General features: G+C 33.6%; 15 protein-coding genes. 12 read left to right on the plus strand and 3 right to left on the minus strand.

Going from position 1 to position 22,112, the window contains the following annotated elements:
• Positions 1 to 35: 35 nt before the first annotated feature.
• The 7 genes from coaBC to ychF all read left to right on the plus strand — a co-directional run bounded on the left by coaBC (position 36) and on the right by ychF (position 5,848).
• The gene (gene coaBC / locus BBG48_RS07590; protein ID WP_068913206.1) at positions 36 to 1,247 is read left to right on the plus strand and encodes a bifunctional phosphopantothenoylcysteine decarboxylase/phosphopantothenate--cysteine ligase CoaBC; all 1,212 of its coding nucleotides are present in this window, start codon (positions 36 to 38) and stop codon (positions 1,245 to 1,247) included.
• A gap of 81 nt (positions 1,248 to 1,328) precedes the next feature.
• A complete protein-coding gene (locus BBG48_RS07595; protein WP_068913205.1) occupies positions 1,329 to 2,522 on the plus strand; it encodes an acetate kinase in 1,194 nt (397 codons plus the stop codon).
• Positions 2,523 to 2,699: 177 nt separating this feature from the next.
• Complete coding sequence (locus BBG48_RS07600) at positions 2,700 to 3,206, plus strand: YceD family protein (protein WP_068913203.1); 507 nt, start codon at positions 2,700 to 2,702, stop codon at positions 3,204 to 3,206.
• 36 nt (positions 3,207 to 3,242) lie between these two features.
• Entirely contained in the window at positions 3,243 to 3,422 is a 180-nt protein-coding gene (rpmF, locus tag BBG48_RS07605) for a 50S ribosomal protein L32 (RefSeq protein WP_068913202.1), read from the plus strand.
• Positions 3,423 to 3,611: 189 nt separating this feature from the next.
• Entirely contained in the window at positions 3,612 to 3,767 is a 156-nt protein-coding gene (locus BBG48_RS11010) for a DUF4026 domain-containing protein (RefSeq protein WP_158527917.1), read from the plus strand.
• A 45-nt stretch (positions 3,768 to 3,812) separates the two neighbouring features.
• The gene (locus tag BBG48_RS07610) at positions 3,813 to 4,604 is read left to right on the plus strand and encodes an AIM24 family protein (RefSeq protein ID WP_068913200.1); all 792 of its coding nucleotides are present in this window, start codon (positions 3,813 to 3,815) and stop codon (positions 4,602 to 4,604) included.
• Between the two features lie 152 nt (positions 4,605 to 4,756).
• Positions 4,757 to 5,848 (plus strand): redox-regulated ATPase YchF, encoded by a 1,092-nt coding sequence (ychF, locus tag BBG48_RS07615; protein ID WP_068913198.1) that lies wholly within the window; start codon positions 4,757 to 4,759, stop codon positions 5,846 to 5,848.
• A 400-nt stretch (positions 5,849 to 6,248) separates the two neighbouring features.
• Here the strand turns inward: ychF and BBG48_RS07620 are convergent, their stop codons facing one another.
• The gene (locus BBG48_RS07620) at positions 6,249 to 7,217 is read right to left on the minus strand and encodes a ribonuclease H-like domain-containing protein (RefSeq protein ID WP_068913196.1); all 969 of its coding nucleotides are present in this window, start codon (positions 7,215 to 7,217) and stop codon (positions 6,249 to 6,251) included.
• 97 nt (positions 7,218 to 7,314) lie between these two features.
• Here BBG48_RS07620 and leuS point away from each other — a divergent pair, with 97 nt between their 5' ends.
• The 3 genes from leuS (at position 7,315) to BBG48_RS07635 (ending at position 12,049) form a co-directional block, all read left to right on the plus strand.
• Positions 7,315 to 9,726 (plus strand): leucine--tRNA ligase, encoded by a 2,412-nt coding sequence (gene leuS, locus BBG48_RS07625; protein ID WP_068913194.1) that lies wholly within the window; start codon positions 7,315 to 7,317, stop codon positions 9,724 to 9,726.
• Positions 9,727 to 9,746: 20 nt separating this feature from the next.
• A complete protein-coding gene (locus BBG48_RS07630; protein WP_068913192.1) occupies positions 9,747 to 11,033 on the plus strand; it encodes a VanW family protein in 1,287 nt (428 codons plus the stop codon).
• Between the two features lie 95 nt (positions 11,034 to 11,128).
• Positions 11,129 to 12,049 carry an Abi family protein gene (locus BBG48_RS07635; RefSeq protein WP_068913190.1) on the plus strand — a complete coding sequence of 307 codons (921 nt, stop codon included), beginning with the start codon at positions 11,129 to 11,131 and terminating at the stop codon, positions 12,047 to 12,049.
• Between the two features lie 54 nt (positions 12,050 to 12,103).
• Here the strand turns inward: BBG48_RS07635 and BBG48_RS07640 are convergent, their stop codons facing one another.
• On the minus strand, positions 12,104 to 13,750 hold the full coding sequence (locus tag BBG48_RS07640) for a glycoside hydrolase family 26 protein (RefSeq protein WP_068913189.1): 1,647 nt from the start codon (positions 13,748 to 13,750) through the stop codon (positions 12,104 to 12,106).
• Between the two features lie 279 nt (positions 13,751 to 14,029).
• On the opposite strand from BBG48_RS07640, the gene BBG48_RS07645 reads away from it, so the two are divergent.
• Positions 14,030 to 14,794 carry a hypothetical protein gene (locus tag BBG48_RS07645; protein WP_094754431.1) on the plus strand — a complete coding sequence of 255 codons (765 nt, stop codon included), beginning with the start codon at positions 14,030 to 14,032 and terminating at the stop codon, positions 14,792 to 14,794.
• 182 nt (positions 14,795 to 14,976) lie between these two features.
• On the opposite strand, the gene BBG48_RS07650 is transcribed toward BBG48_RS07645, so the two are convergent.
• Positions 14,977 to 15,801, minus strand: a complete 825-nt coding sequence (locus BBG48_RS07650) for a tropomyosin (protein WP_068913187.1) — start codon at positions 15,799 to 15,801, stop codon at positions 14,977 to 14,979.
• Positions 15,802 to 16,185: 384 nt separating this feature from the next.
• Here BBG48_RS07650 and BBG48_RS07655 point away from each other — a divergent pair.
• A partial coding sequence (locus BBG48_RS07655; protein WP_116170956.1) for an IPT/TIG domain-containing protein occupies positions 16,186 to 22,112 on the plus strand: 5,927 nt, incomplete at its 3' end.

The following is a 22,112-nucleotide window of genomic DNA, read 5'->3' on the forward strand; positions in this document are numbered from 1 at the left end:
TTAAAAGCTAATAAAAGATTTTGGCGGGAGTATTTATGAAAAATGTGGTCTTAGGAGTAACTGGAGGAATTGCAGCATATAAAGCCTGCGACTTAGTGTCAAAGCTAGTAAAAAAAGATATAAATGTAGATGTCGTTATGACAAAAAATGCCACAAATTTTGTATCACCAATGACATTTATGACACTTAGTAAAAATGTAGTAAATGTAGATACATTTCAAACTGTTAAATATTTTGAAGTAGAGCACATAGAGCTTGCCAAAAAAGCGGATTTATTAGTAATTGCACCTGCAACTGCAAATATAATTGCAAAGCTGGCAAATGGTATAGCTGATGATATGCTGTCTACAGTAGCCCTAGCCACAAGAGCTCAAATCCTGATAGCACCGGCAATGAATACAAATATGTACGAAAACCCTGCCACTGTAGAAAATATTATTAAATTAAAAAGTAGAGGTATAAAATTTGTAGAGCCTGCGACAGGCTTGCTTGCGTGTATGGACGTGGGCAAAGGTAAATTAGCAGATGTAGAGGACATACTTGATGCAATTGAATATGAGCTTTTTAAAACTGATTTATTAAAGGGTAAAAAGCTTGTAGTAACAGCTGGACCTACAATAGAGGACATTGACCCTGTAAGATTTTTGACGAATAAGTCCTCAGGAAAAATGGGCTATGCAATAGCAAAAATCGCAGCTCAAATGGGAGCAGATGTGACGCTTGTTTCCGGAAAGACAAATTTAAAACAGCCATTTGGCATCAAAAATTTTATACAGATAAAATCAGCTCAGGAAATGTATGAGCAAGTCATGGCAAATTATGATGATGCAGATATAGTAATAAAAGCAGCTGCTGTAGCAGATTTTACACCTGCAAAAACCTACGAAAACAAAGTCAAAAAGACAGACGGATTTGAACAAAAAGATGGCACAGCTTGTTTAGAATTAAAAAGGACAATAGATATTCTAAAAACTCTAGGACAAAATAAGAAAGACCAGTTTTTAGTAGGCTTTGCCGCTGAAACTCAAAACGTTGAAGACTATGCGAAATCAAAGATAAATGGAAAAAATTTGGACATGATAGTTGCAAATAACGTAGCAAGTAAGGGAGCTGGATTTAATACAGACACAAACGTGGCACAGATATTTTTTAAAGACGGTTCGAGCATAAAAGTAGATATGATGCAAAAAACTCAGCTTGCAAAAATCATATTAGAAGCAGTCGCTAAAAAAATGAATATTTTATAATTGCTTTTATGTTGAAAAATTTAGCATTATGAGTTAGAATAACAATGGTATAACAAAATTTTGAAGGGGGCATTTCATAAAATGAATATTTTAGTAATAAATTGCGGAAGTTCATCATTAAAATATCAATTAATCAACATGGATGATGAAAGTGTTTTAGCAAAAGGGTTAGTAGAAAGAATAGGTATAGACGGCTCAGTATTAAAACATGAAGTAGAAGGACACGATAAAGTAAAAATACAGCAAGACATACCAAATCATGAAGTTGCTCTAAAACTTGTTATGGATGCACTTGTTGACAGTGAACATGGAGCTATAAAAAGTCTAGACGAAATAAATGCCGTAGGACACAGAGTAGTACATGGTGGCGAAGAATTTGCACAATCAGTCCTAATAGACGAAAAAGTAATCGAAGGAATTAAAAAATGTAATGAATTAGCACCATTACACAACCCTGCAAATCTAATAGGAATTAGTGCTTGCCAAAAAATATTACCAAATGTAAAAATGGTAGCAGTATTTGATACAGCTTTCCATCAGACAATGCCAAAAGAGTCTTATTTATATGCACTACCTTATGAATATTATGAAAAATATAAAATAAGAAGATATGGTTTCCATGGCACATCCCATCTTTATGTTTCTCAAAGGGCAGCAGATATGCTAGGCAAAAAGCCTGAGCAAGTAAATATCATTACTTGTCACCTAGGAAACGGTGCAAGCTGCGCAGCAGTAAAAGCAGGTAAATGCGTAGATACATCAATGGGACTTACTCCACTTGAAGGACTAATCATGGGTACTAGATGCGGAGATATGGATCCGGCTATAGTAACATTTTTAATGGATAAAGAAAAGCTTGATACAAAAGGTATCAATGAAGTTATGAATAAAAAATCCGGTGTACTGGGAATGTCCGGAGTAAGCTCAGACTTTAGAGATATAGAAGATGCACAGGCACAGGGCAACGAAAAAGCAAAAGTAGCTCTTGATGCTTACCATCAAAGAGTTAAAAAATATATCGGAGCTTATTACTCAGAGCTAGGTCATGTAGATGCAATAGTATTTACAGCAGGACTTGGAGAAAATTCGGCAAAAAGCAGAGAAGAAATCTGCAAAGGTCTTGAAGAGCTTGGTATAGAGCTAGATACTCAAAAAAATAAAGTTAGAGGCAAGGAAGAAATAGTATCAAAAGACAGCTCAAAAATAAAAATAATGGTTATCCCTACTAACGAAGAGCTAGTAATAGCTAGAGATACATTAAGATTAACAAAATAGTTTTATATAAAAATATTATCTATAAAGATTTTATAAATATCAGTCAAAGAATATTTATAAAGTTAGAATTTTTACAAAAAATTCAAATATTTATCTATTATAAAGCGATTTTACTTGACACCTTTGTATTATTTTTAGTATAATTGATATGTTGATTTTTTGTTGAGGTAGTTTTGAATGAAAATTCAGATAAATGATTTGCTCATTAGCTCTAAGAAGAATTTTGAGTATTTTTTAGAGCTTGACGATGTTAAAGCATTGAGCATAGATGGACGAGAGGTCAGATTTAATTCACCACCAAGGATATCTATAAAAATCACAAAGGACATAGCCGATGAGCTTTATGCCAATGTGGACGTAGCAATGAATGTTAACATTAATTGTGTTAGATGTCTTGATGATATGAATGTAGACACTACCATAAACATTTCCGGAAAATTAGTCGATAGTGACAAATTTTCTGAAGAAGATGTAATTCTTATAACTAATAAGGAACTTGATACAAAAGAAATATTGGAAGATGCAGCCTTTGAACTATTGAATGACAATTTATATTGTGATGCATCTTGCAAAGGACTGTGTCAGACTTGTGGTGCAAACCTCAATCATAAAAATTGTAATTGCGATGCTGTAGGGGTAAAAATAGACCCTAGGCTTGAAAAACTTAAAGACTTTTTAAACTAAGTCTACTAGAGTTAAAGACGAAAGGGGGATTTTAAGATGGCAGTACCTAAGAGAAAAATGGGAAAATCAGATACAAGAGCAAGAAGAGCAGCTAACATGAAAATGACAGCTCCTAATTTAGTTGAATGTCCTCAGTGCCACGCACTAAAAATGCAACATAGAGTTTGTCCTGAATGTGGATATTACAACGGAAAAGAAGTTATATCAGCTGAGTAATCTAATACAAACCTAAAAGCCTACTACTAATGCAAGGTTGCATTGGTAATAGGCTTTTTTAATTTTTAGAAAATTTTATTTTTATGTTTTTTGTTTTTAGAAATTACACTAACAAATTTATAGAAAATATAAAAAAGATTGTAAATATTTATAGCGTAGTGTAAAATATTATGGGAACTAACCTCATTTATGAGGTTTGAAAAAGATGCAAGAGACTCCTATATTTTGCAACTAAAGCTACTTAATGCCATTATGCCTGACGCCTTAGCCTATGAGGACGAAAGTGCAGAAAAATACATGAATAAAAGATGGGTAGAGCTAGTAGTAAATTCAAAATATCCATAAAGTGTTTACCTTTTAGATTTATAAAAATATTTTTAGGAGGAATTTATGTCTTACCAAATTAACAATTTTATTAACAACGATGATGTAAAAGTAATCAAGCAAGCAGGAATATTTCAAGTAATTGAGTATCAAAGAGATTTGTCAGTAAATTCATACACAGCGTCACAGGCATATTTTGAGGCACAAATGAATGTAAGGAAAAGACAGGTAATAGCAAATTTAAACAATAATTCTGTTACAGTCCAAGCAGGAGCTATGCAGTGGATGCTTGGAGATGTCAACACCAATACAGGCATAAAGGGTGCAGGAGATTTCTTAAACAAAATGGTTAGAGGAGCAGTAACAGGAGAAAGTGCCATAAAACCTGAATACAAGGGTACAGGGATTTTAGCTTTGGAGCACAGCTACAAGCATTATTTAATCATAGACCTTGACGATTGGAATGGTGGCATAGTAGTAGAAGACGGTATGTTTTTAGCTTGCGACAGCGAAGTAAAACATAAAGCAGTTCCTAGAAGTAATTTATCAAGTGCCACACTTGGGGGAGAAGGATTATTTAATTTAGGCTTAATGGGTACAGGCTTTGTAGTATTAGAAAGTGTAGTACCGGAGGAAGAATTAATAGAAATTACGCTGAACAATGATGTAATAAAAATAGATGGAAATTTTGCTGTAGCATGGTCAAGTAGCTTAAACTTTACAGTAGAACGCTCAGGTAAATCATTAATTGGCTCAGCAGCCTCAGGTGAAGGACTGGTAAATGTATATAGAGGAAGTGGGAAAGTCTTGATGTCACCGGTTCAGGCTACACAAGCTTCTCAAATTGGCAAAATGTAATAATAAAATTTAAAAATGGGACTGAGTTGTGGGTGATTTTTTTGCAATTCAGTCCCCTTTATATAATGTAAATTTACTCCTCCTTGCAAATTCATTAAATATATGATAGACTTTTTAAGTTAAAGTAGTTTATAAAAGGAGATTTTAATAAAATGAAATTAGGAATAGTAGGATTGCCAAACGTAGGTAAAAGCACATTATTTAACGCCATAACTCAAGCAGGAGCAGAGGCACAAAACTATCCGTTTTGCACTATAGAGCCAAATGTAGGTGTAGTGACAGTGCCTGATGAAAGAGTAGACAATCTTACAAATATAAATAAATCAAAAAAGACAGTCTATGCAACTATAGACTTCGTAGATATAGCTGGATTAGTTAAAGGAGCCAGCCAGGGCGAAGGTCTTGGAAATAAATTCTTGTCCAACATCAGAGAGGTAGATGCGATAATTCATGTGGTAAGAGCCTTTGATGATACAAATGTAGTCCATGTAGATGGTAGTGTAGACCCTGTCAGAGATATAGACACAATTAATCTTGAGCTGATATTTTCAGATATAGAAATATTGCAAAGACGTCAGGCAAAGGCACAAAAAGCTTTAAAGGCAGACAAAAACGCTGCAAAGGAATTAGAAGTAATAAATAAATTTCTAAATGTTTTAGGACAAAACAAGAGTGCTAGAACATTAGAGCTTACAGAGGCAGAAAAAGAAATTTCTAAAGACTTCAATCTACTTACTGATAAGCCTGTAATCTATGTTGCCAATGTATCAGAGGATGAAATTGGTTCAGCGGACAATGACTACGTCAAAAAAATCAAAGAATTCGCACAAACAGAAAACGCAGCTTGTGTAGTAATAAGTGCAAGGATAGAAGAGGAGCTTTCATCTCTATCTGCTGAGGAGAAAAAAGAATATCTTGCAGACCTAGGAGTAGACCAATCAGGTCTTGATAAATTAGTAAGGGCAAGCTATGATTTACTTGGACTAATCAGTTTCTTGACTACAGGACCTGATGAAACTAGAGCTTGGACTATATCCAAAGGTACATCAGCACAAAATGCAGCCGGAAAAATTCATTCTGATATCCAAAGAGGCTTTATCAGAGCAGAAACTATAGCCTATGACGAACTGATGAAAGTAGACGGCAACATGGTTACAGCTAAAGAAAAAGGCTTAATCCGCTCAGAAGGTAAAGAATATGTAATGCAAGACGGAGATGTGGTATTGTTTAGATTTAATGTATAAAAGTTATAAAAATACCTGAAGATTATGATTAAAATATGCTCAAATTGTGATTATGTGTATTTGAATTTTGAAAATAAATACTTTATTTGCCAAAGTTTATGTAAAAATGTTTATAAAAATAGGCACTGTCCTTAGCAATTTAGTGATTATTGCAGGGTTATTCGGCTGATTTTTGATATTTAAAAATACACTTTACAATCTAAAAATTATAGATGCCGGTCAGATAGCTCTATATCAAAAAGTGGTTAGAGGGCTGATTGTGTCGGGAGTAGTGTATTTTTTATTGATGTTTTTCGCTTTATCGATTTTTAGTAGCAACTATATCAAAAAAACTGCCAATATAATTGAAACAAATCAAAAACTTGATTGTTTAATCAATATTAGCAGTAAAGAGTAAATTTTACACGAAGTAGTCTTTATACTTTGAGATTAAATAGTTGATATTTTCAAATATTATTTCATTGTCGATTATTAAGGGGATATATCCGCAGTCAGTTTCATATGCTATAGATAGACAGTCATAGGCTGATATTTTCTTGATGTATAGAGTAAAAATTATCCTATTTTTGTAGATTGAGATTTCACTAAAATCTGCATTGTAGTAAACAGCTTTCTTGTGATAGCTGTCAGCTCTAAAAACCAATTGTAGCCTATCACCTATCAAATCATACTCATCTAAAATTAGATGGGTATTTTTTTTAATCTCAAGGCTATGGCTGCACTTAAAATTGTCCAAAACATCATAAAGAGCAATCAAGGTAATGATTTCTTCCTCACTATGCTTGGAAAGCTCAAGCAGAGCCTGCCCTCTTATATCGTCAACATCAATGCTTTGCTTTTCAAAAAGTATTTCATCAGCTTGATTTTTATCTTTAGTTTTTTTATTTTTGGGTTTAAATTTGAGTACCCTAGCTATGGAGTTCATATCATAGCTATTTTTTTTATTTAAATTAAATTTATTTTCAATATAAGCTCTGTTATTTTCTTTGAGGTCAAAATATTTGCTGAATACTTTAAAAGACTTTTGTATATCAGTTAAAATAAAATCCTTAAAAGAAAAATTTATGTCATATTTTTCCAATTTGCTTTCAATAAATTTAAATTCAAATTTATCCCCGCTAAAGGTGACAATCTCATTTTTGCCGATTAAAGCCTCCAACAATTTCTCTATGACAGCTTTTTCTTCAAAGGAAAAATATTGTGTAAATCTTGCTTTATTTTGTGAAAAATGTGACGCACAGCTAAAGCCGACTATACTGTCTTTTTTTGGAGAAAAGCCGGTAGCTTCTATATCTAAAAAAATTATATCCTTACTTAATTTACAATCATCTAAAAGCTTATTGTTATCAATTATTTTCATTTTTATCATTTCTTTTTGCCTAATATTTGACGTTTATGATATAATAATATAATATATTTTATTACATAAATATAAAAAAATCAAACAGCCATTCTTGGAGGGTTAAATGGACAAATATAATTTTAAAAAGATTGAAAAAAAATGGCAACAGATATGGGATGAAAATCATACTTTTGAATGCAGTAATGACAGCGACAAAGAAAAATATTTCCCACTTGTAGAATTTCCTTATCCATCAGGGCAAGGACTGCACGTAGGACATCCAAGGTCTTATACCGCACTTGATATAGTAGCTAGAAAAAAACGTCTTGAAGGCTACAACGTGCTTTATCCAATAGGCTGGGATGCATTTGGACTACCTACAGAAAATTACGCAATAAAAAATAAAATTCATCCAAAGATAGTTACAGAAAAAAACGTGGCAAACTTTAAAAGACAGCTTAAAGCTTTAGGCTTGTCCTTTGACTGGAGTAGAGAGGTAAACACTACTGACCCTAATTATTACAAATGGACACAGTGGATTTTCCTTAAATTATATGAAAAAGGCTTAGCATACAAGAAAAAAATGCCAATCAACTGGTGCACATCATGCAAAATAGGACTTGCCAACGAAGAAGTAGTAGGCGGAAAATGTGAAAGATGCGGAGCAGATGTAATCCACGTTGAAAAAAGTCAGTGGATGCTAAAAATCACAGAGTATGCTGACAAATTAATCGATGATTTGGACGAAGTGGATTTTATAGACAGAGTTAAAACTCAACAAAAAAACTGGATAGGCAGGTCTTACGGGTACGAAGTTGACTTTGATTTTGTAGGAGGCAAGCTAAAAGTATTTACCACAAGAGTAGATACAATATTTGGTGCAACTTATATGGTAGTATCACCTGAGCATCCAATAATTGACCAAATAAAAGACCAAATACAAAACTATGACGAATTACAAGCCTACAAGCAAGAGGCAGCAAAAAAATCAGATTTTGAACGTTCAGAAATGGCAAAAACAAAATCCGGTGTGCAGATAAAAGGTGTATCTGCCATAAATCCACTTACGAAAAAAGAAATCCCTGTATTTGTATCAGACTATGTACTTATGACTTATGGTACAGGTGCAGTAATGGGCGTACCTGCTCACGATGAAAGAGACCACGACTTCGCAGTAATGTTTAACCTACCTATAATAGAAGTAGTAAAAGGTGGTCAAGACGTACAAAAAGAAGCCTATATAGATAAGAGTGACAAATCTATCCTAGTAAATTCAGGAGAATATAGTGGACTTACAGTAAAAGAAGGTATAGAAAAAATAGGTGAATACCTTACTGGACTTGGCGTAGCAACTAAAAAGACAAACTATAAACTAAGAGACTGGGTATTTTCACGTCAAAGATATTGGGGAGAACCAATTCCAATAATCCACTGCGACCACTGCGGCTATGTACCTCTAAAAGAGGAAGATTTACCACTAGTATTACCAGAAGTAGAAAGCTACGAGCCAACGGATAATGGCGAGTCTCCACTTGCACTACTTGATGACTGGGTAAATGTTACTTGCCCGATTTGTGGGGCACCGGCAAAAAGAGAAACAGATACAATGCCACAATGGGCAGGCTCATCATGGTATTATCTAAGATATATGGACCCACACAACAACGATGCCTTTGCAGGCAAAGATGCCTTAGATTACTGGCAAAATGTTGATTGGTACAATGGAGGTATGGAGCATACCACACTTCACCTATTGTACTCAAGATTTTGGCACAAATTCCTTTATGATATCGGACAAGTGCCTACAAAAGAGCCATATAAAAAACGTACCTCTCATGGAATGATTTTAGGAGAAGACGGACAAAAAATGTCAAAATCGCGTGGCAACGTAGTAAACCCTGATGAAATAGTGGATGAGCTAGGCGCAGATACATTTAGAGCATACGAAATGTTTATAGGCGATTTTGAGAAAAAAGCACCTTGGTCGTCAGAAAACATCAAAGGAAGTTACAGATTTATCGAAAGACTTTGGGCAATACAAGAAATGATTACTGATGAAGAGTCAGAAATAAATCTTGTAAAATCCCTTCACAGATTGATAAAAAAAGTATCCTATGACTACGAAAATCTAAAAGCCAATACAGCAATTGCGGCGATGATGGCATTTATAAATGAAGTATATGCTGTAAAGAAAATAAATGTAGAGGATTACAAAAAACTGTTAATACTTGCCAATCCGGTAGTACCTCACGTTACAGAAGAATTGTGGCAAATAGTTTCTAAGGATGACAGTATGTTAAACCAAGCTACATGGCCAAATTATGATGAAAATCTAGCAAAACAAGACGAAATAGAAGTTCCGGTACAAATAAATGGCAAAGTAAAAGCAAAAATTACAGTGTCCGAAGAGCAAGGTCAGGACGAAGTGATGGAAAATGCCTTGGCACTAGATATAGTAGCAAACGCAGTAAGTGGCAAGACCATAGTTAAAAAAATATATGTACCAAAGAAAATTATTAATATAGTAGTTAAATAGCGTTAAAAATAGGAGTAAACATGAAACGTATTCAAAAAATGCTGATTGCATTTACATTAGTGATTACAATTTTTAGTCCAATAGCTTTTGCTGAAAATGATGAAGTAACTAACGAAAATGTACCATCAGCAGTGAAAACTACACAAAACTCAAAAGATGTATTTCCTGCAAAATCAGAACAACCAGCAACAAATTTGGATACAACAGATACACAAACCAACCAATACACAGGTGAAAAAGTTAAAGATACAAATAGTGCTCCAAAAGAACCTACGAGAAACCAAACACAGCAGACACAACCGGCTCCGGTGAAAAATACGACAGACGATAGTGTAAATGTGAGCAGTGAGCCTGTAGAAACAGTAAACAACTATTTTATTGGCACATTTAGATTGTTTGATAGAACCACAGGTAAAACCTTGGACTTTCTTGCATCGAGGGCATTTGCCTATGATTACAAGCAAGAAAATCCAAAGTTAATAGTTGACCAAGCCAGTTTAAATATATTTTTAAACGAAATGGACAAATACTTCGCCGGAAAAAATTCAAAAAAAATCATGTTTGCAAGTCCAATTGAAAATGGAAAATATAAAATCTCAGAAGAAATTGTACCTACAAGAAGGATTGAAAGAGAACAATTTAAGCAAGAAATGATGAGAAGAATAAAAACGGCAGACTACACGCTTTTTGAGTTACCATTTGTAGATGTTACTGTAGCTCAAGTAGGACAAGGTGCAAATTTTGGCACTGAAATTTCAATGCTGAGCAGTTATTTGACATACTACAATGCGTCTGATAGAGGAAGAAGTTATAACATTGACATAACTGCTGAGGCGATTAATGGCACAAAATTAGCACCGGGAGAAAAATTTCATTTCAACAGCAGGGTAAAATCCGTAGACTCAAAATTAAAAAACGCATTTATCATCAAAGGTGATGAGTTTGTGCTAGGTCTAGGCGGAGGGCAGTGTCAGGTATCGACTACATTGTTTAATGCAGTTTTAGAGGCTGGACTAAAAATTGACCACAGAAGAAATCACACACTCAAAATTCACTATGTGCCTTACGCAAGAGACGCAATGGTGTCTAATACAAACGATTTTGTCTTTTCAAATAATTTCGACAATGACATATATATTTTCTACAGAAAAGCTGGAAATAGCATAGCTTTTGATATATATGGCAATCCGGCGGATAAAAAAGTAGTAAAGACATGGGTGACCGGCTCAGGCAATTTATACACACTATATAGGACAATAGATGGCAGTCAGGCACAAGAAACCTTCAGGTCTTTTTACAAGGACTAATCCAAAATCAAGAAATTAAAAAATTAATCCAAGTTAGTCTAAAAAACTTTAAGACCGGCTTGGATTAAAATTTAATCAAATAAGTAGGTGCATTTATGAAAAAAGTATTTACTGATGTGCAAAAACAAATTGAGATACTAAAAAGCAAAGGGCTAATCATAAATAATGAACAAGACGTAATGTATAAGCTGGCAAGAACCAACTACTACGCACTTATAAATGCTTATAGAGAGCCGTTTTTAGCAGATAGAAAACAAGGTGAACGCTCTACCTATATCAGGGGTGCAAGATTTGAAGAAATATTTGAAATCTATAAATTTGATAGAAATATAAGAGTAATTTTTCTAAAATATATGCTGATTTTAGAAAATAATTTTAAATCAGCAATCAGCTATGAGTTTTCAAAAATTTATGGGTATCAGGACTATTTAAGACTGGAAAATTTTGATAATAAGCAAAGCAACGTCAAGGATATATTTAATTTGATAAGCTGGCTAATGGAGTCACTAAGCCGTTCAATATCAAAAAACGATTATATAACCTATTATATAGAAAAATATAACTATGTGCCATTTTGGGTATTATCAAACACGTTGACACTTGGTAGTATAATAAACTTTTACAGATTGATGAAAGAAGACGAAAGAGAGTATATTGCCAAAAATTATTTTGGTGTAAAATCTGAGGATTTGCAAGCCTACATAAGGCTGGTAAATTCCTACAGAAATATTTGTGCCCACAATGAGCGATTTTATTGCGTAGCTGTAGGAGAGGACATTCCTTTTAACAATTACTACAATTATTTCAAGGTAACTCCACAAAAAAGGGGAAATGCCTTTGCACTTTTGGTTTCAATGTGTATTCTTTTGGAGAAAGAGGATAAGCAAAACCTTTTAAGTGAGCTTGAAAGACAGATAAACGATACAAAAAATAATCTACAAAGTATAAGCATAGCAAAGCTCTATGACATGATGGGATTTCCTCACAATTGGGAGAAAATGAAAAAAATTGATTAATATAAAAACGGGATTTTCTAAATTTTAGAAAATCCCGTTTAACATATATTCATATTATTTAGAAAAAACAAACTCTGAGCTGTAAACATTTTGACTGGAGCTACTATGGGCATCATTACTTGGGATTGTGCTGTAGTTTTGAGCGATACCTTTATAGATGTTATTTGAGCCACTGCCTATATTATTTTTAAACACATTTAGCGTTTGTCTTGGCTCATCAATAAGATATATTCTAGCTCTGTTTCCATCGGCATCCTTATCTACTCCGTGAAACCAAATTGCAACCTTGATTTTTGGATAATTTTTTATAGAGTTGAACATATTTTGCGTCCATGCCACTTTGTCGCCACCCGCTACAGCACAGGCAAACTCAGTAATCATCATCGGCTTGTCATAATTTTGCTCAACACTGTTGTAAAGTCCTTTGTATAGAGTGTCAAAATCTACAAAGTGCTCATCTTTATAATAATTTCCTGTATTGTATAAGGTAAGTCCGACTAACTGATATTTCTTGTAGTCAGGGCGGTACATTGACTCATCATTATATTTGAAGTCAGGGAAATTTTTTCCGTTAGGATTAAATACATACAGTACATTTTTGTTAGCACCCTCTTTTTCAAAAATGTTGTAAATGTGATTGTATGCCATTTTATATATGTCAGCATCTAAGCCTGTATTGTAAGCGGAGTATGCACACCAATCTCCATTCATTTCGTTGGCTATTCTAAATATTGTTGGTTGTTCACTTTGAGCTACGATTTGAGCCATTTCTGTTAAAAATTCGTCATATTCACCGTTAAGTATGCCATAGATTTGATTTTTTCCATCTGCTACTTCATATTGCAAAGTGAGCTCAAGATATTTTTCAGTCCTTATGCAGTAATCTATGGCGTCAGTTACATATTTATTACTTGAGCTTAAATGATGGTACAAAAGCATAAAACTGAAGTTGTGGTCAATTTCTCTTTCTATACTTCCGACCTTGCCATTTATCCAAAATTCGTCAACAAAGATACCCCAAGCTCTGTCAGGACTTAGGAAGTAGTCTTTATAAAATTTCTTAGTCCTATCACTTAGATTTTGTGCACCCTTTAGCTCACCATTTACCAGCTTGTAAACAGACGGTACTTTGGTAGGAAAATTTGCGATTTTAGACTGGTCAAAGTTTAGGCTTGCAAGCATAGGCAAAAGCATTTTCTTGTTTATAGCGTCAGAGGATTTTACCATAAAGGTCAGAGCCTTTGTATTGTCCAGCTGGATAAATAAAATCATGTAGTTGTTTTTGTCATCATTTACAGTTTTGAGCTTTGACCTATAAAAGGAAATCTCATGAGCTGCTTTTGAGCCTAGATATGTATTCCCATCATAGGTTATTATATGTTCATTTTGGCTTTGTCTTATCCCCTTTAGCGAATAATTGAGATATGAGGCATAGGACGTGGTAAGGTCGTCTAAAAAGATTTTTATGTTTACATTGTTAAAGTCTATCTCAGTGACATAGTGAGAGTCGTTTAGAGTAATTTTTGATGAGCTGGGCATCTGCATACTGTATCCATCATAATGATTTATCAATAGACTTGTATAGTCATTGATTGGTCTTATTTCTATTTCTTGTTCAGTAAATCCTGACGAAAGCGTGAAGGTGAGTGTTAAAAAACAAAATAAGCTGATTTTTTTAAAATGCTTGTAAAAATTTTTCATTATATATCCTTGTTCAATTAGTCTAAATTTAAATATACTTTGCTATTTTTATAAAAATGTAATAAAACACTGTTGGCAACTACGAAACGGTTTATTTTCCTATTACCTACAAAAACGTATCTTTCATATTATAATTTAAAAGCAAAATTATGTAAATGATTTTAAAATTAAAACTGTTTTACATAAAGTGGTAATAATTAGTATAAAAACTTGTTAAATATTTTAAAATTGGGTATTATGTCAAATAAGATAAATAGTAATATTTTGGAGAAAAAATTTATGAACGATACGATATTAAATCTATTAGACGATAGCAATTATTTAGTAGTTGGGTTTTCTCATGAAGAGCTGATATATAAAAATAAGAGGTTTGACCACTATTTTCATGAAATATCAAATAAAGAAGATTTTAAATCCCGAATTATTGAGCACACCGTAGAAGAGGGCATAGATAAATATTTTCTAAATTCACCTGACGGTAATGGCGGAATGATTAAGTTTGAATGCACAAGCTATATGTCAAAGGTTCTTTACATAGGAGTAAAGCTAGATTATGAAAAAGTGGCATCATTTTTGAGACATATCGAATGTGTAACTAAAATACCTGAGGGCAATTTTACAAAAATAATTGACTTCAAAAAAAATAAGACAAAGTCCTATTGCACACTTGTATTAGACGACTCATGGATAATCAAATATTATTCAGATAATGTCTACTCTTTATTTGGTATAGAAAATCCACAGCTTAAATCAATAAAAGAAGTTTTCGGTCAAGAATTATACGATGCACTTAAAGAAAAATACAATTATATAGATATATTTAACGACCTTGCCATAGAATATCAGGAAATGCTCATAGTCATGAGCAAGTCTGAGTATGGATTTATCATACTTAATTTTTATCCCTATTCGTGTAAAGCCTTCAATAAATTTGACGAAATAGGTGAGCTGACATATAAAGTAGAGCAACTTGAAAAAGAACTTGACAGAAGAAAAAAATTGATAGATATGCAAAAAACCATCATAAGAAATATATCAAGATAGGTTTTTCACAAGATTTCTTAATTTTAAAAATAAATATAGTATTAAAGTAAAAAATATTAGTCAGGTGTCTAACTAATTATTTTTTAAAATACAATAAAATAATTTATAAAACATAGTAAAAAAGACAAATGTCAATATTTAAACATTTGTCTTTTAAAATACTATTAATTTTTAATAAAATACTATAGAGTTACACCGCCACGAATACCTCTGCCATCTCTTTCGTAGTAATCAGCAACCTTTTTGCTGTTATTATTAGAAGTACCATCAAATACAACTATATCTTTATCTACATTTTTAAAGTTCTTATCTTTATTAATTTGAGATACTACATCATCCATTACTCTGTCAAGATTTCTAGAGTCCTTTTTAAGCCTTGTTAAATCATCAGATGTAAGACCCTTAATATATGCCTCTACTTCAAAACTTCTACCATAGTAGAAATTGTAAGAGATATCAAAAGACCTTCCGCCAATATCGACTCTATTTAAATATCTATCTCTGTTAAAATCATCTGCTAAATCTCTAGCAGCTCTCTTCAAATCATCAGAAGTAGAAGAAGTTTTAGATTTTGCAGTCTCGTCCTTTAACTTTTTATTTTCATCAGTAAGAGTTTTTACTTCAGCCTCTTTCTTAGCTAAATCATCAGCCAACTGTTTTATTTTAGCCTCATAGTAAGCCTCTTTTGCAGGATCCATACCGGCAGTTTGTGATTTTACAGGGCTGACATTTAATGTAGCAGGCATACCATTTGCAGCAGGTATCCATTCAACATTACTAATCCCTAAATCACTAAGAGTAGAAATGGGTACATAAACTCTTGAGTTTGCTATGAAAGGTTTTTTAGTATTATCAGAAATAAACTGAGCATTACCATTTACCTTAAAAGTAAAAGTATCATAGTAAGCTTGTTGTGCTACAGGTGTTGCTGCAAAAACGCAACCAGCTCCGATTGCTACAACAGCAAATGCTGAAATAGCAGCTTTTTTAAAATTATTAAATTTCATGTAGTTTCCTCCGATATTAATATTTTTTAATTCTTTAGCATTTGTTCAGCTTTTATTATACTATTAAATTTTGTTTTAGCAATTACATTTGTATTACATATGTTTAAGAGCTTGCATTTGAAATATTACATACAGTTTAAAAATTGTAAATTTGATTAAAATTAGTATACCTTTTGGCGATATATTTTTTGCATTAAATGAATACGTTGTGTTATAATAAGCTGTAACATTTAAATTTTTACACACTGGTATTTATTTTAAGGCTGGTTAAAATATATTAATTCGATTTACAATCATTAAATACTCTTTATAATTAATTTAACAATTAATTACATATAAATTCAAATCATTTTAAAATAAAGAATTTATTTTCATGGAGGAGAAATGGCAAATAAATTTAAAAAACTTTTATCGTTGTTGCTTTCGGTGATGATGATAATTACATTACTGCCAGGGAATCTTATTGAATCCTTTGCAGCAACCCCAGTAGATATTTCTATAACTGAAGTATACTACACAAACACCATTACAAATGGAAAGAATACTTATACTATTAAGATTATAGGTGATGGTTTTATACAGCCTATCGGCAAAGATGGAAAAGATGTAACAGTAGTTAAGGATGTAAATATTTTATCTGCAGCAGGGCAGACGTCTTTAATGCAAGGCAAGGCCGTAAAACAAGGTGTAAAGACAGAGGTTACTACATCTATTATTACTATTACCGGACCGGAAACAGGAGATTTTAATACTCTTAAAGTTAATGCCGGCGGCACAAATAATTTCATAATTAATACCTCCGGTATACCAAATTCAACATATAGATTTAATGTTGATATTGGTAAAACAGCAGAAATGGAAAGTTTCCAAGATAACATAAAATATTCAGGTAAACCACTTGAAATATTGGGAAGAAACTTTACCGGATTAACTGAGCTGTCCATAGGAGCTGCTAAGCAAGATATAGGTTCAACACCTTATACTACTAGCGATACAAAAATTAGCCTTACTAAATTGGAGGCTAATAAATTTAATGAGTTACAGTCAATAAGATTTGTTAAAGAGTCTACAGGTTCAAAGTTGACTTATGCTGGTGCTACGCATGGAGATAACATAAAAGTATATACAACATCAGAAGTAAACAGCATAATAAAAATATTACAACCTATAGAGGGACTGGATAATTTATTAGTAGTACCTAATGAAGGACCGTACAACAAAGAGAGCATGATTTCTGTATTTGCTATGGATGATGCAGGTAAACAGCTATTAGAAAATAAATTTAAAAAGAGTTATGAGCTTACACTTAGGAGAATGGTAGATGGTAAGCCTCAGACAATAAAGCTTACAGGCATAGAGCTTATATACAAAGATGGTAAAGAAACAAATCCGGTAATAGGTATCAAAGGCTGGACTACCAAAGGACCTCATCCATTTCCTTCTAAATGGGATATGGTTGTTTCCGAACAAGGCCACCCGGAGGCAGAGGCAGTAAAAAAAGAGGCATATACTATATCAAATAATGCACCATCACCGGTTATAGATGGGCTATTGCCATCAGAAGGACCAAACTCAGGCGGTACAAAAGTATTAATCACCGGTAAAAATATATTTACTGTAAACACACCGGGACTTACAAGACCTACTTCTGATGCAAGGATTACACCATCAGGTGACGCTACTGCAATAGATAATAATACTTTAGGTGTAAAATACGATGTAGCAGGTAAGGGTTTTAAACTTGGGAATAAAGAAATAACTGATATATCTAGACAGATAAAAGTCAGAATATCTTCTAAAACTATTGCTGTTGCAGGAAAAGTCTATCAGTCAGCAGACACTGCAGGAAAAATTCCATCTTTAGGTGAAGTATATGACGGTAAAAAATATGGAGATTTTCATTTTACTGTTAATGATAGAGATGGCTTAGTAGTGATTACTGATGTATCGTCAGCATTTGGACCTCAAGATGTTGTATTAGAAATGGAAACAACATTTACCTTAAAAACAGGTAGCGGTACAACTGATGTAATAGTTATAACAGCGTCAGAAGGTACTAAGTACAGACCATTTACTTTAATCGAAACGACACCTATACCTCAAATAGACTCAATAGAAGTACCATATGGCTATTTTAATGATACAGCGGAAAGAGATATAAATCCCCTATTAGAGGAAGGTTATGTTTGGCCTGAAACCGATAAGGATAAGCCTGGTGGTGATGGTATAGAACCCTTGATGATAAGGATAACAGGTCAAAAATTTGAAGTATTGAGAGAAAAAGAAAAAGATGCTAGCGGAAATCTTACAGGCAAAGAAATAGTAAGATATCCTGAAGTAAAATTTTTAGATAAAGATGATACAGAACTGCCTGCACTTAGCTCCAACGGCACATTAGACACTAAGGTTTTAGACGACAAGGGTAATGCAATTGACGGTAAGTTTACTACAATAGGTACTACGTTAGTTGTATCAATAGTACCTAGAGACACAACAAAAGAGTTAAGGCAACTTATTAATGAACAGCAAGAGCAACAAGGACAATTTAAAAATTTAGAGGGTAAAATCGTAGTAAAAAACCCTTCAGGTTTGGCAAATCAAGCCGATGCCAATGGTGTAAAATTCCAATTTAGAAGACCTACAGAAGAAACTGGAACAGATTTTATTAGGACTGACGCTAATCAGCCAATAATAAAACTTGTTACATCAGGGGGAGCTCCTATAAAGAGATTGCCATCAGATACTGACTCTAATATACAAATTAAATTAGAAACAAAATCAGGAAGTTTCTCTGACCTTAAAAAATTAATGGTTACTGTAGATGGGAAAAATATTTCTGACAAAATTAAAAAAGCTGAATTTGTAGGAACACAAGCAGTATTAGATGTAGTTGTACCAAAAGGGTTTATAGGAAAAACAAGACTACAGGTAATTACACCTGAAGGACTTATGGACTCATATACAGTCACATTTGATACAGCTAAAGGTCCGGAAATAAAAGAGTTAATACCATCAGAAGGCGATAAAGGTACATTTGTCGTTATTAAAAGAGATACTAAAGCAAATGAGGTGGGTTTTAAACCATCAGTATTTACAGCAAATAATATAGAAGAACAAAAAGGCTCTGTAGTTCTTTGGAATGGTGTTGATATTAATGAATTGCTTGATGGTTACAAAAAAGACTCTACTGGAAATTTAGTGGCAGCTAATAAGGAGGACTCGTTATTTTTAGACTATAAACAGGCTCAAAAGGGTGTAGTAGAAAAAGCAAGAACATTTGGTAAATATGTATATGTAGTTGATGCAGATACAATCTACTTAAAAATTCCGGATGAGGATATGCTAAATGCCATAAATAAAGATTTAAAAGAAGGCACATACGGCATACAGATTAAAAATCCGGATGGAGCAGAGTCATCAATTGCTAAGCCATTTAAAATAATTGATGTAATAGACAAGACAAAAATAGGCTCAATCGAACCGAACACCGATGATAAAAATGGTGGCTTGGTTGTTACAATTAAAGCTGGAGGAGATACCAACTTTAAAGGCGGTGTAGATGTATATTTCGGCTCACAAAAAGCTGAGGTTGTAGGATATGACATCAACAATAAAGAAGTGTATGTCAAAGTACCGCCACTTGTTGATTATAAATTCCCAACAACCTTGGATGATACAGTTCAGTCATTCACTGTACCGGTAACACTACAAAACAAAGTAAATAAATCTACTGATACAAAATTAGATGGGTTTATATATTTAAATCCAAATTATACTCTTGAAATAACGCAGATTTATAATTCAAAGTATGCTACAGACCCTAAAAATGCTGAAGCTAAAAAAGGCGTCGAAGGTGACACTGTAGTAATAAGAGGTAAAAATTTAAGACTAGAACAAAAGGATGGCAAATATATTTTGCCTAGAGTATTCTTTGGATATACTCTTGCAGATACAGACCCGGTTAGCTTTGGAGCTAGAAATGTTAATCCGGACGGCTCTCCTATACTTAAAAATGGCAGAGCCGAACTGGAATGGATAAAGGTCAAAGTGCCAAAAAAACCTACTCTAGCTATTAATTCTGACGGCTCAGTAGATGTTTTGGTACAAAATCCTGATGGTGCAAAGGATATAGCTGAAAAAGGCTTTATTTATTCAACAAGTAAGCCTACAATAAATGAGAAAGCATCTGTCTTAACAGCATCAAGATTTCATGATACTGTAACTGTCAGTGCAAAAGATGTAAATGAAAAAGGCTTATTAATAGCATTTGGTGATAAAACTTATGAAAAAGAGCTAAGCTCATCCGAAATGGAGCTTGAGACAACTAAACAAGTAGAAAAAATAGTTGTAAAATACACTCCCGGGGTAAAAGACAACATATCAGTATACTATAAAGCACCCGATGGTACGTTAACCTTAATGACTGATACAGACGGAGACCTTATTGGAGGAAAGGGAAGTATTGGCAAAATAGGAGACTCACTGGTTTTTGGCATTAATTGGAAAAATCCGGCATACCATAGCACAGAAATTACTAAAAATCCGGAGCTAATAGCCTCATTGAACAGAGAATATGTATTGATAAAATCTCAAAGTAAAGCACCTGATGTTAATACATTAATAGTAAGAAGAGGATTAGGAAAACTGGAGTCGTTCTCAAAAGACCCAGCTACAGCTGAGTCAAAATTAACAATAGCAACTCCATACAACGAAAAAATCGAAAAAACTACAATCACATTAATAAACTCAGATGGTTCATCAGCCACAGCACCATTTATATTTCATGGCGGTATGCAACCACCAGTTATAACAGATATTGATGGCAGCAAGGAAAGAGACATAACTGTACAAGGAAACAAGTCTGTAAAAGCAAAAGTATTCACAAATGACTACACCACAGATAGTGAAATTACTTTAATAGGTTCAGGCTTTAAAGATATAGAAAAAGTTAAAGTTGGTGACCTAGATGCGGAAGTAATCAATATATCCTCTGATTATACAAAAGTTAAAATAAAAGTACCTAAGGGTACATTAGAGCTTGTAGGTATACCATTACCAATCACAATGGTAACAAAAGGCGGAAATGCTTACTCAGATAAAAGCAACCCTCCGGTATACTATATGATGATACAAGCCGGCTCAAAACCTGAGCTTTCATCAATATCACCGGCAAAAGGACCGCAAACCGGTGGCACAAAAGTAACAATCAATGGTGCAGGTTTTAGAGACATTGATGAATTTGGTTCAAAGGGCGAAATAAAAGTATTCTTTGCTGGCAAAGAAGGTAAAGTCACAAAACTACTAAAAGACGACAAGGGCGAAATAGTAGGTATTCAAGCATTATCCCCAGCAGTAGATATGATAGACGAAAAATCAACTGTATATGTTAAAAATGCAGACGAAGGAAAATCTGAACCAATTGATTTCCAATATGTATCGCAGCCGGTGATAGAAAAATTGGAAGGCACATTTAGACTGGATGCTGAAAAATTGGATGATGCCCAAGATGTAAAAGTTACTGTAATTGGTAAAAATTTTTATAACCCTGAAAAAGTAATTATAGGTGGAAAACTTTTAAAAGTAGACAAAAATAAAGACGCACAAGAAAAACAAATGATGCTGGGCGTAAAAGACGATGGGGCAAACCAATATGTTGAGCTACAAAAAGATAAAAATGGCGTTGAAAATGGTATAGCAGTTACCAAAATAGAGCAACCGCAACCAAACGGGGCTAAACCGGCAGCCAATGAAAAAGCAAAAGAAAAAAATACCACATCTTTTGTGGTGACAATGCCTATAATCACCTATGAACAAATGCAAAGCATGACATCAAAAAGTATTATAGTTGTTGACCAAGATGGTGGTACATCACCTGAAAAACCGGCTGATATAAAGTTACCGGTACCACAAGCACCACAGCTAATTGCAGTGCCGGGGTATAATGGCTCAATAGGCTTGTCATGGAGCTATAAACCTACAGACCCAAACAGAGCTACAAGATTTGAAGTTTATGCTAAAGAGTCGGGTAAAGGTGATTATGTGCATGTTGGAGATGTAGTAGGTGATATAAATAAGACAGACTACTCTTATATTATCAAAGACCTAAAACCGGACACCGAATATCAAGTAAAATTAAGAGTAATGAATAAATTCGGAGAGGCACAAGACTTTGGATATGCAAAAGTAAGAACTCTTAGACCTGAGGATGACCCTAAGGCAAAAGAACAAATAAAAGAAATGCAAAGGTCTGAGGACAATGTAAGACAAAATGGTACACAAAAAATGGTAGGCGACCAGCTACAGTATACAGT

The sequence above is a fragment of the Criibacterium bergeronii genome (assembly GCF_001693775.2).
GTDB classification, from domain to species: domain Bacteria; phylum Bacillota; class Clostridia; order Peptostreptococcales; family Filifactoraceae; genus Peptoanaerobacter; species Peptoanaerobacter bergeronii.

What these genes read in the sequence shown, in the direction of transcription:
- BBG48_RS07595 (WP_068913205.1), top strand. Translation starts at nt 1,329, where the DNA reads ATGAATATTTTAGTAATAAATTGCGGAAGTTCATCATTAAAATATCAA.
- rpmF (WP_068913202.1), top strand. Translation starts at nt 3,243, where the DNA reads ATGGCAGTACCTAAGAGAAAAATGGGAAAATCAGATACAAGAGCAAGA.
- BBG48_RS07640 (WP_068913189.1), bottom strand. Translation starts at nt 13,750, where the DNA reads ATGAAAAATTTTTACAAGCATTTTAAAAAAATCAGCTTATTTTGTTTT.
- BBG48_RS07620 (WP_068913196.1), bottom strand. Translation starts at nt 7,217, where the DNA reads ATGATAAAAATGAAAATAATTGATAACAATAAGCTTTTAGATGATTGT.
- BBG48_RS07645 (WP_094754431.1), top strand. Translation starts at nt 14,030, where the DNA reads ATGAACGATACGATATTAAATCTATTAGACGATAGCAATTATTTAGTA.
- ychF (WP_068913198.1), top strand. Translation starts at nt 4,757, where the DNA reads ATGAAATTAGGAATAGTAGGATTGCCAAACGTAGGTAAAAGCACATTA.
- BBG48_RS07630 (WP_068913192.1), top strand. Translation starts at nt 9,747, where the DNA reads ATGAAACGTATTCAAAAAATGCTGATTGCATTTACATTAGTGATTACA.
- coaBC (WP_068913206.1), top strand. Translation starts at nt 36, where the DNA reads ATGAAAAATGTGGTCTTAGGAGTAACTGGAGGAATTGCAGCATATAAA.
- BBG48_RS07600 (WP_068913203.1), top strand. Translation starts at nt 2,700, where the DNA reads ATGAAAATTCAGATAAATGATTTGCTCATTAGCTCTAAGAAGAATTTT.
- leuS (WP_068913194.1), top strand. Translation starts at nt 7,315, where the DNA reads ATGGACAAATATAATTTTAAAAAGATTGAAAAAAAATGGCAACAGATA.
- BBG48_RS07650 (WP_068913187.1), bottom strand. Translation starts at nt 15,801, where the DNA reads ATGAAATTTAATAATTTTAAAAAAGCTGCTATTTCAGCATTTGCTGTT.
- BBG48_RS11010 (WP_158527917.1), top strand. Translation starts at nt 3,612, where the DNA reads ATGAGGTTTGAAAAAGATGCAAGAGACTCCTATATTTTGCAACTAAAG.
- BBG48_RS07635 (WP_068913190.1), top strand. Translation starts at nt 11,129, where the DNA reads ATGAAAAAAGTATTTACTGATGTGCAAAAACAAATTGAGATACTAAAA.
- BBG48_RS07610 (WP_068913200.1), top strand. Translation starts at nt 3,813, where the DNA reads ATGTCTTACCAAATTAACAATTTTATTAACAACGATGATGTAAAAGTA.